Consider the following 15014-nt stretch of genomic DNA (forward strand, 5'->3'; position numbering starts at 1 on the left):
GGTACATCGCCCGGTCGGCGCGCTGCATCGCATCGGCCAGCGTCGCATCGCCCGGCTCGATCCGCGCCAGCCCCACGCTGACGCTCCACGGCGGCAGGTCGGCGACCGGCCGGCTGGCGCGTTCGCGCAACCGCTCCGCCACCGCGTCGGCATCGTCCGCCTTCGCCACCACCAGAAACTCGTCACCGCCCAGCCGGCAAACGAAATCGCCCGACGCCCCGCGCTGCAACGCCCGCGCGATCGCCACCAGCACGCCGTCGCCCACGCCGTGACCATGATGGTCGTTGATCGCCTTGAAATGATCGATGTCGATCAGCAGCACGACCCGCCCCGGCACCCGCAACACCGCCTCGTTCGCCGCCAGCGCCGCGCGGTTCCATACCCCGGTCAGCGGGTCGCACAGCGCGATCTCCTGCAACTGCCGTTCCGATCGCATGCCCGGAATCGCCAGCAGCGACAGGTTGGCGATGCTCAGCAGCACCTGATCCGCCAGCATCGGCACCAGCGCCAGATACGGCACCGCCCGCGCGCTCACGACCTCGCCGACCGCGCCCAGCACATAGCAGGGAATATAGCACAGCAACGCCATCCCCGCGGTCTGCCGCATCGCCCGGCTCCCGTCGCTCGCATGGCTGAACGCCAGCGGCCATCCGAACGCCAGCATGCCGACCGCCAGCCCCAGCGCCAGCAGCAGCCGCCCGGCCAGCATCGCCCCCTCGCCCGGCAGCACGATCGCCGCCGCCGGCACGATCGCGGTCGCCGCGACCACCGCCCACATCCATCGCGCGAACGGTGCCCGCCGGTCGAGCGAGCGCACCCCCGCCAGGATGAAGGCCGTCGACAGCGACAGCAGCCCGTTGAGCGGTGCCGCCGCCCACACCGGCATCGGTTCGCCCAGCGATGCGTAGCCGAGCAGCACGACGCAGTAGCTGGCGCTCGACAACGCCCACCACCGCATCCACGGCGCCCGCCGCCCTCCGGCCGCGACCAGGAACACGACCGCATAGGCCGCGCTGGCAAGGAAGCTGCACTGACGCAGCGTGGACAGGTCGGGCATGTCGAACATCGTCGACCATGGACGATACGCGCCAGATGTTAATAGCCGATAAGGACCGTGCCGGTCGGCCGAGTCGGCACGTCGGATCGCACCAGTACCGGCAAATGCCCGTCATTCCGACGGAAGCCGGGATGGCGAAACGATACGCCCGCTATTCCCCGCGCGCCGCCGCGATGATCCGCAACCCGCGCACCGCATCGACCGGATCGACCGGCACCGGCCCGTGCCCCAGCACCGCGTCGCGCATCGCCGCATAATAGCCACGCCAGTCGCCCACCGCCGATCGCACCCGCCGCGTCGCGCCCGCGCCGTCGCTCAGCACGCCCCAGTCGCGCTCATCCTCGACACCATAGCCCGGATCGGCCGGGCTGCCGCCAGCGCGCAGCACCGCTTCCTGCGGATCGATGCCGTATTTGACGAAGCTGCCCTCTGTTCCGTGTAGCGCGAAGCGCGGGCGCGGCGCGGCGACCAGCGACGCCGATCCGATCGTCACCCGCCGCCGGCCATAACGCAGCGTCAGCGCGAAATAATCGTCGGTCATCGCCGCCGCCCGCTGCACGGCGACATCGCCCGCCACCGCATCGGGCATGCCGAACAGGCGAATCGCCTGATCGATCATGTGCGGACCAAGGTCGTTGAGCAGTCCACCGCCCGGTCCCTCGCCCTCGCGCCAGCCCGGCTTGATCGCGGGGCGGAACCGGTCCCAGTAGAACTCGGCCAGCATCACCTCGCCCAGCACGCCATCGCGCAACAGTGCCTCGATCGTCAGGAAATCGCTATCCCACCGCCGGTTGTGGAACACGCTGAGCAACCGCCCCGCCCCGCGCGCCAGTTGCACCAGCTCGACCGCGTCGCCCGCGTCGACCGCCAGCGGCTTGTCGACCACGACATGCCGCCCCGCCGCCAATGCCGCCTGCGCGAGCGGCGCATGGCTGTCGTTGGGCGTCGCCACGACGACCAGATCAAGGCTATCGTCGTCGATCAGCGCTTGGCGGTCGGCATGACGCACGGCACCCGGAAAGCGATCGGTCGGCCGCGATGTCGCGATCGCCGCCAGTTCCATGCCCTCCACGCCCGCGATCAGCGGCGCATGGAACGACGCGCCGGCAAGGCCGAACCCGATCAGGCCGACGCGCACCATCCTATTTCAGCTTCGCCAGCTCGGCGGCGACCTTGGCGACCTGCTCGTCGGTGATCCTGCCCCCCGAATAGGGCTGGACCTGCTTCAGGCTCATCCCCTTGAACATCGGATAGGATTCATGCGCCATCATGCCGGGGAACTGCGCGTCGAGGATCGCCTTGCCCTGCGGGTTGGCGGCGATCGTCTCGATCGTGCTGTCGATGGTCAGGCTGGCGGCGGCGGCGGGCGCGGCGGCCGGTGCCTGCGCCGACCCCATGGCCGGAACGGCGAGCAACGCGGCGGCAAGCAACACGAACTTCATCATACACATCTCCCCTGCCGGCATCTCCGCCGACAGCATGCCACGCTATCGCATCCGCGCGGGCGACGGAACCGCCCGTGTCCGCGTCGGGTGAGCGGATGGCCGAAAACCTCCGCCAAACGCCGCGACCGCCCCGGTCTGGATCGGGAAGCGCAAGCGATGTCGAGACGTTTCAGAACCCGCCCCTGACGGAGCCCCGCGACAATCCGCCCGAACGCAGGACCAGCAGCAATATCCAGGCCAGCACGCATCCCCAGCCAAACAAGTCTCCGACCATGGCGTAGATGGTGGCATCACCGGGATCGACAGGTATTCGGGCACGCAAAACGCCCATGGCGGCACTGCTGCGACGCTCGGCGATCACCCGGCCGTAACGATCGCTCACGACGCTGATGCCATACCGTGCCGCGCGGGCGATCGAGGCCCCGCCCTCGACGCCGCGCAGGACCGTCATGCGAGCGGTCAGCCAGTCGTCCACCGCGAAGTCGTTCGCGGGCACCAGCATCAGCCGGGTATCCTTACCGGCATAGTCGCGTTCGAGCGTCGGGAAATGCATGTCCTTGCAGATCGCCACGCCCGTCCCGTTCAGAACGATGGCGGCGCGCCCGGGCGTGATGCCTGCCTCGACGCCGGGCACCAGATGCTGTTTCACATACCAGCGATAGGAGCCGTCCGGCCGGGCGATCAGCGCGCGATTGGTGATCCGCTTCGCCTCGTCCACGATGACGCCGACGACAATCGTCGCATTTTTCCGTGCGGCATAGGCGGCAAGCGAGCGCGCGCCCCGCTCGGCAACGACGGCCGGAAGCCGGACGACGCCTTCGGGGAGCAGCACGATCATGCCCGGGGCGATCACGCGCGCTATCGCCCGACCATAGGTGTCGCGAAAGACATCCCAGTCGCGAGGCTGGGATCGGATGCCGTCCGTCGCGATCAGCGCGACCGACAGTCCGGGTGCCGGTGCCGTCCCGGACAGCCGCATGAACCCGAACGACAGCGTCGCCCCGATCACCGTCACGGCAACCACAAGGACCATCGGCAGGCCACGCCGATCGATCCGCCCCCTCGTTGCCCACAGTATCCCGAGCGAGCTGCCGGCGAGAAGAACGACGAAGGTGATCGCCGGCATGCCGCCAAGGCTCGCGACTTGAATAACCGGCAGCGCGTTCATCTGACTATAGGCGATGCTGCCGGCGCTGCCGTGCGGCGACACATGGATCAGAAGCGTATCGATCGCGGCCCAGCCGATCGGCACGGCAAGCACGGCGGGAAGAAGCTGCCGCCGCTCCGCAAAGGTCACGCCCAGACGAATTGCGCTCGACCATGCCACGGCGACAAGGGCCAGGATCAGCATCGCGGAGAACCAGCCGCCGACCATCAGGTGATAGGAGAAACTGCTGGTTCCACCGATCAGGCCGGCCAGCAGGGTGAGCTGGCGTCGATCGGCGACGGGCGCGCGCAACGTCGCGACGATTACCGGGGCCGGTGCCAACCATGCCGCCCACCATATGGGGTTCATCGCATAGCTCATGGCGAGCAACGCGCCCGAAAGCATCGCAAGACCGTACGCCCCCAACCCTTCGCGTCTGATCCCCGACATCATGCTCCCTTCAGGCGACCGTCATACCGCCCACGAACCCTCCGGCAACGCATATCGGCCACAGTCCTCGGCCGGATCGGGCTTCAGCGATGTCGTTGCCAACCACGTCGTCCCGGACCCTGGAGCGAACCCCGTCCACTCCCGCGCGGAGCAACGCCATCGGAGACGGTGCGACCCGGTGCGCGATCACACCGTTACTCCCGCTCCGGCACCACCGCATCGTTTCGCCGCCGCCATGGCAACCGCCATCCACGCCGTCTCGCGATGCGGCGCAGGCCCCACAACAGCGGCACGCCCACCACCACCCATGGCAATGCGGCGACCAGGAACGTCACCAGCGCCGCGACGCTGCTCGACAGCGTATCGCCCGCCGTGGCGATGCTCGCCGCGACCGGCGACGATCCGCCGGGCAGGTCGTTGAACGCATAGCTGATCGCCAGCCGCGACATCGCGACGCGCTGCGCCAGCGTCGCGCGGGTCGCCTTCGCCGCCTCCAGTTCCTCGTTGGTCTTGGCATAGGCCTGCTCCGCCTCGACCAGTTCGCCGACCTTGCCGTTGCCCGACCGGATGATCGTCAGCAGCCGTTGAGCCAGCGCCTGCTTGGCGCGGACCGCCGCCTCGGCATCGATCATCTGCCGCGTCACGTCCTCGGCCTCGACCGATCGCAGCGCACGGCGTGCGCCCCCCGCATCAGCGATCGCGTCGAAGCGTCGCATCATCGCCTCCGCCTGACGCGCATCGATCAGCAGCACCGCCTCGTCGGTGACGACATGCTCGTCCGAGTCCGGATCGTTGAGCGTCGAGCTGACGACCAGGCAGCGTGTGGGGCCGAGTTTGCGGCACAGCGCCAGTTGCTGCCCCTGCACCGCAGCGACGCCGGGCCGGTCGAACGCATAGCGGAGGGTATAGCTGTACGCGACCTGCGATCCCGACGCCGGCGGCGCGCCTGGCGCTCCGGCGGGCGGCTCCTGCACGTCATACTCCATCATCGCGTCGGAGCGCCGCTGCTGCATCTCCCGCCCGCCGCCGCACGCCGCCAATGTCAGCACCGCGCCCAGCACCACCGCCCGCCACCGCATCCGCCCCGCTCCCCCTTGGGTGAAACCGCAGCATGACCTGTCCAACGCGCCCCGGTCAATCGGCCGGAACGCCCGCCACGACGCGCAGGTGCAACCTTCGCCGGCCGAACGCCACGCCGCATCTCCGCGCCGGTCGAGGTCCCTGCGACGGAACGCAGAAAAGCGGGCGCTACCCTACAGACCGCGCCCGCCCCATACTCTGTCCGTTGCTTGAAATCGTCCGACCAGCCCCTGCGAAGGGCCGCGCTGCGGAACCTTCGCCTGGAAGGTTTACCTCACCCCTGCGCGAACAGTTTCGTGCCCACCACGCCGATCACGATCAGCACCATGAACCCCGCCTGCGTCGGTGCGATCCGCTCGCCGAACAGCACCGCGCCGCCGATGATGACCCCGACCGCGCCCAATCCGGTCCACACCGCATAGGCGGTCCCCGCCGGAATCCCGCGCATCGCCAGCGCCAGCAGCCCCATGTTCACGAACGACAAGGTGATCGGCACCGCCGACGCCGCCAGCGTCGCCTGCCCCGCCGCCCATTTCAGGCTCAAGGCCCAGATGATCTCGCACACGACCGCAACGCCCAAGATGGCCCATGCCATATCGGTTCTCCATTTGCGGGCTCGGACAAGGAAAGGGCACGGCCGGAAACCCGAAAGAGGCCGTGGCAAAAACGGAAAAGCGCCGCCCGGCCGGTCGGCTGGGCGGCGCTTTCACGCAAACAGCAACAGGATCAGTTCAGCCGGGCACCACCCAGACCGGCAATCGTCCGGTCGACCAGCGCGCGGTCGGCGCCACCGGCCATCCGCTCGGCGATCAGCGTCGTCGCGGCCTTGGCAGCGGCATCGGCGGCGGTCGCGCGGACCTCGGCGATGGCGGCGCGCTCGGCGGCGGCGATCTTGTCGGTCGCCATCCGCGCGCGACGCCCGGTCAGGTCGGCGGCGTCGGCCTCGGCCTTCGCCAACAGGCCCTGCGCCTCGGCCTCGGCATGCGCGACCATCTCGGCGGCCTGTGCCTCGATCCCGGCGATCTTCGCGGCATATTCGTCGCGCAGCGCCTCGGCCTCGGCACGCAGCACGCGCGCCTCGTCCAGCCGGGTGCGGATCGCGGCGATCTGCCCGTCGAGCAGCCGGCCGATCACGGCGGGAACGCCCTTCACCACCAGCACGAGCAGGAACAGCAGCATCGCCGCGCTGACCCATCCGGTCGCGTCGAGGAACAGCGCGGTCGGCTCCTGATGGGGTACGCCCGTCACGCCGCCATGCGCGCTCTCGACCGCGTCGCCGCCGGTCTTGGGCAGGCCCTCGTTATGGACCACCTGCGACAGATTCTCTTCGGCGGCCCCGCCACCGACATGTGGATTAGCCATGGAGCACCGCCTTCACCGCGCGCTGCGCGTCCTGTTCGCTGACCTGCACGCCGGCCACGCGCTCGGCGATCGCCTGCGCCGCCCCGACGGCCACGCCTTCGATCTCGGCGAGCGCCGAGGTCTTCTGTGCGGCGATGTCGGCCTCGGCCTGGGTCACGCGAGCCTGCACCTCGGCATTTGCCACGGCCAGCCGTTCGGCAGTCGCGGCTGCGCCACGCGCGCGGGCATCAGCCAACAGCTTTTGCGCTGCCTCGCGGCTGGCGTTTTCGCGGGTGCGCCATGCCGCCTCGGTGGCATCGGCCTGTGCCCGCGCCGCATCGGCGGCGGCGAGATCGGCGGCGATGCCCTTGTCGCGCTGGTCGACCGTGCCCTGCACCTTGGGCACCATGCCCAGGCCCACGACCAGGAAGACGATGCCGAAGGTCAGCACCAGCCAGAAGACCTGCGACCCCCACGTCGCGGCAAGCTGCTCGATTTGCGGCATGAAACGTCCCGTATCAATTGGTCGGCCGGGCAGATGCCCGGTCCGAAACCGGCCCCTTGAACGGCGCCGGCGGACCGGTGCGGGCCTATCCCCGCACCGGTGGTGTCACGTAGGTTTACGCGACGAAGATCAGCAGCACGGCGACGACGAACGCCAGCAGGCCGAGAAGCTCGGCAGCGGCGAAGCCGATGAACATGTTGCCCTGCTGGCCAGCAGCGGCCGACGGGTTGCGCAACGCGCCCTGGAGGAACGCGGCGAACACGTTGCCCACGCCGAGTGCGGCGAGGCCCGCACCGATCGCTGCCAGACCGGCGCCGAGCAGCTTGATCGAGTCTGCTTCCATGTCGAAAACTCCTTGAGGTAAATCAGTTGGTTGGATGGGATCAGTGATGGTCGTGCAGATGCACGGCATCGTTGATGTAGAGCGAGGTCAGCAGCGCGAAGACATAGGCCTGCACGCCGGCGACCAGCATTTCGAGCGCCGAGACGCCGACCATCAGCGCAAAGCTCGGCAGGCTGACCAGCAGCCCGACGCCGACGCCCGTCGCGGTGGAATTGATGATGAACCCGGCCAGCACTTTCAGCAGGATGTGCCCGGCGGTCATGGCCACGAACAACCGCAGCGCGAGGCTGAACGGGCGGACCATGAACGACACGAATTCGATCGGCGCGACGAGGATCAGCACCGGGATCGGCGTGCCCTTGGGCGCGAACAGGCTGAAGAAGCGCAGGCCGTGCTTGAACAGGCCGACGACCAGCACGATCGAGAAGCTGGCGATCGCCAGCACGCCGGTGACGGTGAAGTGGCTGGTGACGGTGAACGGGTGCAGCCCGATCAGCCCGAAGGGCAGCAGGCCGACGACGTTCGCGAACAGGATGAACATGAACAGCGAGAAAACGTACGGAAGGTACTTGCGCCCTTCGTGCCCGATATTCGCGGCGAGCAACTTGTCGATGAAGCCGGTGAAGCCCTCGACCGCCATCTGCCAGCGGCCCGGAATCGCCTGCTGCTTCATGCCGCCGATCATGAACACGAACAGCGCGGCGGCCGCCACGATCATCCACAGCGCCGAATTGGTGAACGGCAGGACATGGTCGCCCAGCGGAATGTTGAAGATCGTCTGCACCTCGAACTGGTGCATCGGATCGATCTTGCCTGCCTGCGCCACGTCGCTTCGCCCCGATATGCCAAGGCGCCCGAAACGTTCAGTCCGGGCGCCGGTTCGAAATCCTGATGATGTTCCTGAACGCGCTGACGATCCCTAGCGAGAGCAGCACGAGCAGGAGCCAAGGCGAGGTGCCGAGCAGATAATCGAGCGTTCCCCCGATCACCGCCCCCCCGACCATTCCCCCGATCAGTTCGGCCAGCACGCGATTGCCGAGGCGGTAGTTCCGCTCGCCGGCATCATCGCGCCCCTGTCCGGTACGGATCGCCTCGTCCGTCTTCGCCCGTTTCAGCCGCTCGTCGAGCGACGTGATCCGGGCATCTTCGGGCAAGGGGTCCAGTCCGGGCTCGTTCTCCGCCATCATCCCTCCCCAAGACCTTTCGGCCGGGCCGGAAATACGCCGGATGGCGAGCCCGCCAAGGCAGCCGCGCTTTAGGAAGGTGACGGTTTCGAGTCAACCACAGCGTTCGCGCGAGAACCTTTCGGAGCGATGAATGGAGGGGGAGCGCCTGCCGCTCCCCCTTCCGAATATCACGCCTTGCCGAACACCCGCGCGAAGATCGTGTCGACATGCTTGTAGTGATAGCCAAGGTCGAACCGGCTCTCGATCTCCTCCGCCGACAGCGAGGCGGCGACGTCGGCGTCGGCTTTCAGCAGTTCGAGCAGCGACAGTTCGCCGTCCGATTCCCAAACCTTCATCGCGTTGCGTTGAACCCAGCGGTACGAATGCTCGCGGCTGACCCCGGCCTGGGTCAGCGCCAGCAGCACGCGCTGCGAATGGACGAGGCCACCCATCTTGTTGAGGTTCTTCTCCATCCGCGCCGGATAGACGACCAGCTTGTCGATCACCCCGGTCAGCCGCGCCAGCGCGAAGTCGAGCGTGATCGTCGCGTCCGGCCCGATGTAGCGCTCGACCGAGGAGTGCGAAATGTCGCGCTCGTGCCACAGCGCGACATTCTCCAGCGCCGGCGTTACATAGCCGCGCACCATGCGGGCGAGGCCGGTCAGGTTTTCGGTCAGCACCGGGTTGCGCTTGTGCGGCATCGCCGAAGAGCCCTTCTGGCCGGGCGAGAAATATTCCTCGGCCTCCAGCACCTCGGTGCGCTGCAAGTGGCGGATTTCGGTCGCCAGCCGCTCGATCGATCCGGCGATGACGCCCAGCGTCGCGAAATACATCGCGTGGCGGTCGCGCGGGATGACCTGCGTCGATACCGGCTCGATCGTCAGACCCATCTTGTCGGCGACATGCGCCTCGACCGCCGGATCGATGTTGGCGAAGGTGCCGACCGCGCCCGAAATCGCGCAGGTCGCCACTTCGGCGCGAGCGTTGCGCAACCGCGTGCGGCAGCGGTCGAACTCGGCATAGGCCTGCGCCAGCTTGAGGCCGAAGGTGACGGGTTCGGCGTGGATGCCATGGCTGCGGCCGATCGTCGCGGTCAGCTTGTGTTCGCGGGCACGGCGTTCGATGACGTCGAGCAGCTTGTCGAGATCGGCGAGCAGGATGTCCGACGCGCGGGCAAGCTGCACCGCGAGGCAGGTGTCGAGCACGTCCGAGCTGGTCATCCCCTGATGCAGGAAGCGCGCTTCCGGCCCGGTGCGTTCGGAGACATGGGTCAGGAAGGCGATGACGTCGTGCTTCGTCTCCGCCTCGATCTCGTCGATCCGCTCCACATCGAAATCGGCATCGTTCATCGCCCAGATCTTCTCGGCCGCCGCGCGCGGCACCACGCCCAGATCGGCGAGCGCGTCGGTCGCATGCGCCTCGATCTCGAACCAGATGCGGAACCGGGCCTGCGGTTGCCACAGCGCGGACATTTCGGGGCGGGAGTAGCGCGGAATCATGGGCGGACCTTTTCTGGAGCGTCGAACGGTTGGCCGCGCCCTAGCAACATGTCGCGGGTGAATCGAGCCTGTCGTGCGACAGAAATATGACAGAAGGGGGTTTCATCGAAACCGAAACGACATAGATGGGTTCCATCACCGCCAAGTCGTTCCGAGCAACACGGAATGCGGCGTTGAATACCCGAACCAATCCGTAAAGGAGTAATTCGATGATGAAGCCAGTTCTTTTCGCCGGTGCCCTGCTGATCTCGGGCAGTGCATTTGCGCAAACCGCCACCCCCGCCCAGACGACTGCACCCGCCGCGCCGACGACGGCGTCGGACGATGCGACGACTGCCGCCGCCCCGGAACAGGCCGCTCCGGCAACGCAGCCCGATCCCGCGACGCAGACCGCGCAGACGACCGCCGAAGCCGGTCAGCCCGCGTCGGGCGAGCAGATCGCGCAGATCGTCGAGGCCGAATTCCCGAAATACGACAAGGACGGGAAGGGCCAGTTGACCGAAAGCCAGTTCGGCGAATGGATGGTCGCGCTCCGCTCGGCGAGCGACCCCGCTACCTCGGCCGACAAGCCCGACGTGAAGGCATGGGTGAAACAGGCGTTCGCCCAGGCCGACAAGGACAAGTCGAAGGCGGTGTCGAAGGCCGAACTGACGAGCTTCCTGAGCCAGAGCGCCTGATTTCCGGCACGCCCCCTTTGATGCAGCACCTGACCGCCGGGAGAAATCCCGGCGGTTTTTTATCGCACCCGCGCCGGATTGCCGACGACGGTCGCGCCCGCCGGCACGTCGCGGGTGACGACCGCGCCGGCACCGATCAGCGCGTCGTCGCCGACGGTGATGCCCGGCAACAGGATCGCGCCGCCGCCGATCCACACGTTCGCGCCGATCGTCACCGGCCGGCCGAATTCGACCATTTGCGCGCGCACCGCCGGATCGCGCGGGTGATCGGCCGCGAGAATCTGCACCCCCGGCCCGATCTGCGTCCGGTCGCCGATCGTGACCGCGCACACGTCGAGGATCACGCAGCCGAAGTTGACGAACACCGCGTCCCCGACGGTGATGTTGTAGCCATAGTCGATATGGAACGGCGGGCGGATGTTGACCCCCGCCCCCACCCGCGCCAGCCGTTCGCGCAGCAGCGGCAGGCGATCGTCGGGGCTCCACGACAGCGAGGCGTTGTAGCGGTCCATCCATGCCCCCGCAGCGGCGACATCGCCGACCAGTTCGGCGTCGCTGGCGTCATACAGCTCGCCGGCGATCATCTTCTGCTTTTCGGTCTTCATATCATTCCTTGCGAGCGCAGGCTGGTGTGGCCCTTGGCGCTGATGATGAGATGATCGTGGACGGTGATGCCGAGCGGCTTGCCCGCCGCCGCGATCGTGCGGGTCAGGTCGATGTCGGCGCGGCTGGGGCTGTGATCGCCGCTCGGGTGATTGTGGACGAGGATCAGCGCCGCCGAGCCGAGGTCGAGCGCGCGGCGGATCACTTCGCGGGTATAGATCGGGGCTTCGTCGATCGTGCCTTCGGCCACCAGTTCGTCGCGGATCAACATGTTGCGGCTGTTCAGGTGCAGCACGCGAATCCGTTCGATCGCGTGGTGCGCCATATCGGCGTGGAGATAATCGAGCAGCGCCTGCCAGCTCGACAGCACGGGCCGGGCGATGACCTGTGCCTGCAACATCCGCGTCGCCACGCACTGGACGATGCGGATCGCGGCGACCGAATGCTCGCCCATGCCGGCGACCTTGCCCAGCGCCAGCGGATCCGCCGCCAACAATCCGCCGATCCCGCCGAATTCGTGGAGCAGCAGCTTGGCGAGCGGTTTGGTATCGCGGCGTGGGATGACGAGCATCAACAGATATTCGATCAGTTCGTGATCGAGCAGACCCTCGCCACCGTGAGTCACCAAACGCTCGCGCAGGCGCGCACGGTGGCCGGTGCCGTCGGTGTCTGGCGTGCTCATCGCCGACCACCGGTAGCGGATCGGTCGGCCCTGTGCGAGAGGTCAGCGGTAGCGACTTTTCGTTGCGCTGGCGGAACCGCTCGGGACTTGCCGCGCTTGACCTGACGCGGTGGAGCGGCAACGAGACGGGGCGTGGCAGCGGAGTGGATGGTCTGAGCGGTGGCGACAGCGACGCGGTGACGACCGAAACCCGCCCGCGCGGCCGGATGCGGCGGCGCTTCGTGCGCGTGTTGCTGATCGTGTGCCTGATCGTCCTGTCGATCGCGGCGATCCTGTGGACGCAGCGCAAGCCGATCGCCGACAATCTCGTCCGCCGCGAACTCGAACGGCGCGGCGTCAGCGCGCGCTACCGCGTCGCCGAGATCGGCTTCGGGCGACAACGGCTGGTCGATGTGGTGATCGGGAACCCAAGCCGCCCCGATCTGGTCGCCGACTGGATCGACGTCGACACCAATATCGGGCTGAACGGCGCGCGCGTGACCGGTGCCCGCGTCGGTCAGGCGCGGTTGCGCGCCACGCTGCGCCCCGACGGCACGGTATCGTTCGGGGAGATCGACAAGCTTTTGCCGCCGCCCTCGGGCAAGCCGTTCGCGCTGCCCGATTTTGACGTCGCGGTGAACGACGGCCGTATCCGGCTGACCACGCCTTATGGCGTCATCGGCATGAAGGTCGCGGGCAAGGGCCGGTTGCGCGATGGCTTCACCGGGCGACTGGCGGCGGTGTCCGAAGCGCTGGCGCTCAACGGCTGCAAGATCGAACGGCTGGCGAGCGCGGTGTCAGTGCGCATCGTGGGTGGGCGACCGTCGGTGACAGGACCGGTCCGGGCGCAACGGGCCGCCTGTGGCGAGGTCGCGATGGTGGCACCGGTCGCCGATCTCGACCTGTCGCTCGGCGAAGCGTTCGATCGCTGGCGGGGCAAGGCCGGCATCCGCGCCGCGCGCGTGACTGCCCCTACGACGCGCGTCGCTGACATCGCCGGCACCATCGCCTTCGACGGACAGGCCGGCGCAACGCGCGGGACGATCGACCTCACCTCGGGCACGTTCGCCTTGCCACAGGCGAGCGGCGCGGGACTCGGCATCGATGGCCGCTACGCGCTGGGAAGAGCGCCGGCGTTCGAGGGACGGGTGTCGGCCGCTGGCGTAACGCTGCCGGACGCAACGATCGCCAGCGTCGCTTCGGCGGGGCGGGTCGCCGCCGGCTCGCCGCTCGATCCATTGGCGCGCGCCGCTGCCGCTGCCGCCGCCCGGGCCGCGACCCGGTTCGACGTGACCGCGCGGCTGGCGGCACGCCCTCTGGTAGCCCGGATCGACAGTGCCGCCGTTCGCAGCGCCAGCGGAGCGCGCCTTTCGCTCACCGACGGGCCGGTACGCTGGATGTCGGGCAGGGGCGTGACGCTGAACGGCATGGTCGCGATGGCCGGCGGCGGCCTGCCCGATGCGCGGATCCGCCTGCGCCAGTCCGCGCCGGGCGCGGCGGTGAGCGGCACGGCGACCGTGCGGCCCTATGCCGCCGGCGGTGCCCGACTGGCGCTGACCCCGGTCCGCTTCCGCGTCGCCCCCGGCGGCACCCGGATCGAGACGATGGCGACGCTGTCGGGACCGCTTGCCGACGGGCGGATCGACAATCTGCGCCTGCCGATCGATGCGCGCTGGAACGGGGCGACGTCGGTCAGCGTCAATCCCGGCTGCACGCCGGTTGCGTTCGATGGGTTGCGGGTATCGGCGCTGCGCCTTGCGCCGGTTCGCACCCGGCTCTGCGCGATCGACGGGGCGATGCTGCGGCTGGCGAACGGGCGGATCGGCGGCGGCGTGACGGCCGGTCCGCTGACGCTGAACGGGATGCTGGGTGGATCGCCGCTGACGTTGGGTGCGACCGACGCGCGGTTCAGCATGGGCAACCTCGGCTTCGCGCTGAGCGGCGTGCGGACCCGGCTCGGCGGCCCCGACCGGATGAGCGTCCTTGATATCGCCAGCCTGACCGGACGGATCGCGAATGGCAGCGTCACCGGCGGGTTCACCGGGGGGGAAGGCCAGATCGGCAACGTCCCGCTGCTGATCCGCGAGGCGGCGGGCGACTGGGCATTGCGCCGGGGCATCTTGACGCTGAACGGCACGGTCGGCGTGCGCGATGCCGATGCCGCCCCCCGGTTCGAGCCGCTGCGCAGCGACGACTTCGCTCTGACGCTCAATGGCAATTCGATCCGCGCGGGCGGCACGCTGAAACCTCCGGCAAAGGGCGTGAAAGTCACCGATGTGGCGATCACCCATGATCTCGCCAGCGGTCGCGGCAGAGCCGTGCTCGACGTGCCCGGCATCACCTTCGGCGATTCGTTCCAGCCGAACGAACTGACCCGGCTGACCTTCGGCGTCGTCGCCGATGTGAAGGGCAGCGTGTCGGGACGCGGCGACATCGCATGGTCGCCGCAAGGCGTCACCAGCACCGGCACCTTCCGCACCGCCGGCACCGATCTTGCCGCCGCCTTCGGTCCGGTCAGCGGGCTGTCGGGCGAAATCCGCTTCACCGACCTGCTCGGCCTCGTCAGTGCGCCGGGACAGGTCGTCACGCTTGCCGAGGTCAATCCGGGCATCGCCGTCACCGATGGCGTTGTCCGCTACCGCCTGATCGAAGGGCAGCGGGTCCAGATCGAGGGCGGGCGCTGGCCGATCGGCGGCGGCGAAATGGTGCTGGAGCCGACGATCCTCGATTTCGCGGAGGACCAGCAACGCCGGCTCACCTTCCGCGTGACGGGCGTCAACGCCGGACTGTTCCTGCAACAGTTCCAGTTCGACAATATCAACGCATCGGGCACGTTCGACGGCGTGCTGCCGATGATCTTCGATGCCAACGGCGGACGGATCGAGGGCGGCAAGCTGCAATCGCGCGGGTCGGGCAACCTGTCCTACGTCGGCGACGTGACCAAGGAGGATGTCGGCTTCTGGGGCAATCTGGCGTTCCAGGCTTTGAAGTCGATGAACTATCGCGGGCTGACGATCGAGATGGACGGGCCACTGGCGGG

Annotated in this window: 16 protein-coding genes; 2 read left to right on the plus strand and 14 right to left on the minus strand. The window is 68.4% G+C overall.

All coding sequences use genetic code 11. The features are described from left to right. The 12 genes from ASE78_RS19010 to purB all read right to left on the minus strand — a co-directional run. Window positions 1–1057: sensor domain-containing diguanylate cyclase (locus ASE78_RS19010; protein ID WP_162236505.1), on the minus strand; the 1057-nt coding region annotated here is incomplete at its 3' end. A 151-nt stretch (window positions 1058–1208) separates the two neighbouring features. Further along, on the minus strand, window positions 1209–2198 hold the full coding sequence (locus ASE78_RS13625; RefSeq protein ID WP_056497897.1) for an oxidoreductase: 990 nt from the start codon (window positions 2196–2198) through the stop codon (window positions 1209–1211). Between the two features lies 1 nt (window position 2199). Next, the gene (locus ASE78_RS13630) at window positions 2200–2502 is read right to left on the minus strand and encodes a hypothetical protein (RefSeq protein WP_235515063.1); all 303 of its coding nucleotides are present in this window, start codon (window positions 2500–2502) and stop codon (window positions 2200–2202) included. 169 nt (window positions 2503–2671) lie between these two features. Continuing rightward, a complete protein-coding gene (locus ASE78_RS13635) occupies window positions 2672–4102 on the minus strand; it encodes a nitrilase-related carbon-nitrogen hydrolase (protein WP_156351504.1) in 1431 nt (476 codons plus the stop codon). A 191-nt stretch (window positions 4103–4293) separates the two neighbouring features. After that, window positions 4294–5178 (minus strand): DUF4349 domain-containing protein, encoded by an 885-nt coding sequence (locus ASE78_RS13640; RefSeq protein WP_056497899.1) that lies wholly within the window; start codon window positions 5176–5178, stop codon window positions 4294–4296. A gap of 275 nt (window positions 5179–5453) precedes the next feature. Continuing rightward, complete coding sequence (locus tag ASE78_RS13645) at window positions 5454–5774, minus strand: DMT family transporter (protein ID WP_056497900.1); 321 nt, start codon at window positions 5772–5774, stop codon at window positions 5454–5456. 131 nt (window positions 5775–5905) lie between these two features. After that, a complete protein-coding gene (locus ASE78_RS13650) occupies window positions 5906–6541 on the minus strand; it encodes a hypothetical protein (protein ID WP_056497901.1) in 636 nt (211 codons plus the stop codon). Next, window positions 6534–7025, minus strand: coding sequence for an ATPase (locus ASE78_RS13655; protein WP_055759487.1), 492 nt, complete (start codon window positions 7023–7025; stop codon window positions 6534–6536). Before ASE78_RS13655 ends, ASE78_RS13650 begins: the two co-directional genes overlap by 8 nt. A gap of 115 nt (window positions 7026–7140) precedes the next feature. Next, complete coding sequence (locus ASE78_RS13660) at window positions 7141–7368, minus strand: F0F1 ATP synthase subunit C (RefSeq protein ID WP_055759484.1); 228 nt, start codon at window positions 7366–7368, stop codon at window positions 7141–7143. A 40-nt stretch (window positions 7369–7408) separates the two neighbouring features. Beyond that, window positions 7409–8194 (minus strand): F0F1 ATP synthase subunit A, encoded by a 786-nt coding sequence (locus ASE78_RS13665; RefSeq protein ID WP_055759482.1) that lies wholly within the window; start codon window positions 8192–8194, stop codon window positions 7409–7411. 37 nt (window positions 8195–8231) lie between these two features. After that, a complete protein-coding gene (locus ASE78_RS13670; protein WP_056497965.1) occupies window positions 8232–8552 on the minus strand; it encodes an AtpZ/AtpI family protein in 321 nt (106 codons plus the stop codon). 170 nt (window positions 8553–8722) lie between these two features. Then, window positions 8723–10033 (minus strand): adenylosuccinate lyase, encoded by a 1311-nt coding sequence (gene purB / locus ASE78_RS13675; RefSeq protein ID WP_082467211.1) that lies wholly within the window; start codon window positions 10031–10033, stop codon window positions 8723–8725. A 209-nt stretch (window positions 10034–10242) separates the two neighbouring features. On the opposite strand from purB, the gene ASE78_RS13680 reads away from it, so the two are divergent. After that, window positions 10243–10710, plus strand: coding sequence for a hypothetical protein (locus tag ASE78_RS13680; RefSeq protein WP_056497903.1), 468 nt, complete (start codon window positions 10243–10245; stop codon window positions 10708–10710). 59 nt (window positions 10711–10769) lie between these two features. On the opposite strand, the gene ASE78_RS13685 is transcribed toward ASE78_RS13680, so the two are convergent. Continuing rightward, window positions 10770–11315, minus strand: coding sequence for a sugar O-acetyltransferase (locus ASE78_RS13685; protein ID WP_055759473.1), 546 nt, complete (start codon window positions 11313–11315; stop codon window positions 10770–10772). Further along, window positions 11312–11995, minus strand: a complete 684-nt coding sequence (gene radC / locus ASE78_RS13690) for a RadC family protein (RefSeq protein ID WP_055759470.1) — start codon at window positions 11993–11995, stop codon at window positions 11312–11314. Before radC ends, ASE78_RS13685 begins: the two co-directional genes overlap by 4 nt. Window positions 11996–12027: 32 nt before the next feature. Between radC and ASE78_RS13695 the strand changes: the two genes are divergently transcribed. Beyond that, on the plus strand, window positions 12028–15014 hold a 2987-nt coding region (locus ASE78_RS13695; RefSeq protein WP_235515069.1), incomplete at its 3' end, for an intermembrane phospholipid transport protein YdbH family protein.

Source organism: Sphingomonas sp. Leaf25, assembly GCF_001421635.1.
Taxonomy (GTDB): domain Bacteria; phylum Pseudomonadota; class Alphaproteobacteria; order Sphingomonadales; family Sphingomonadaceae; genus Sphingomonas.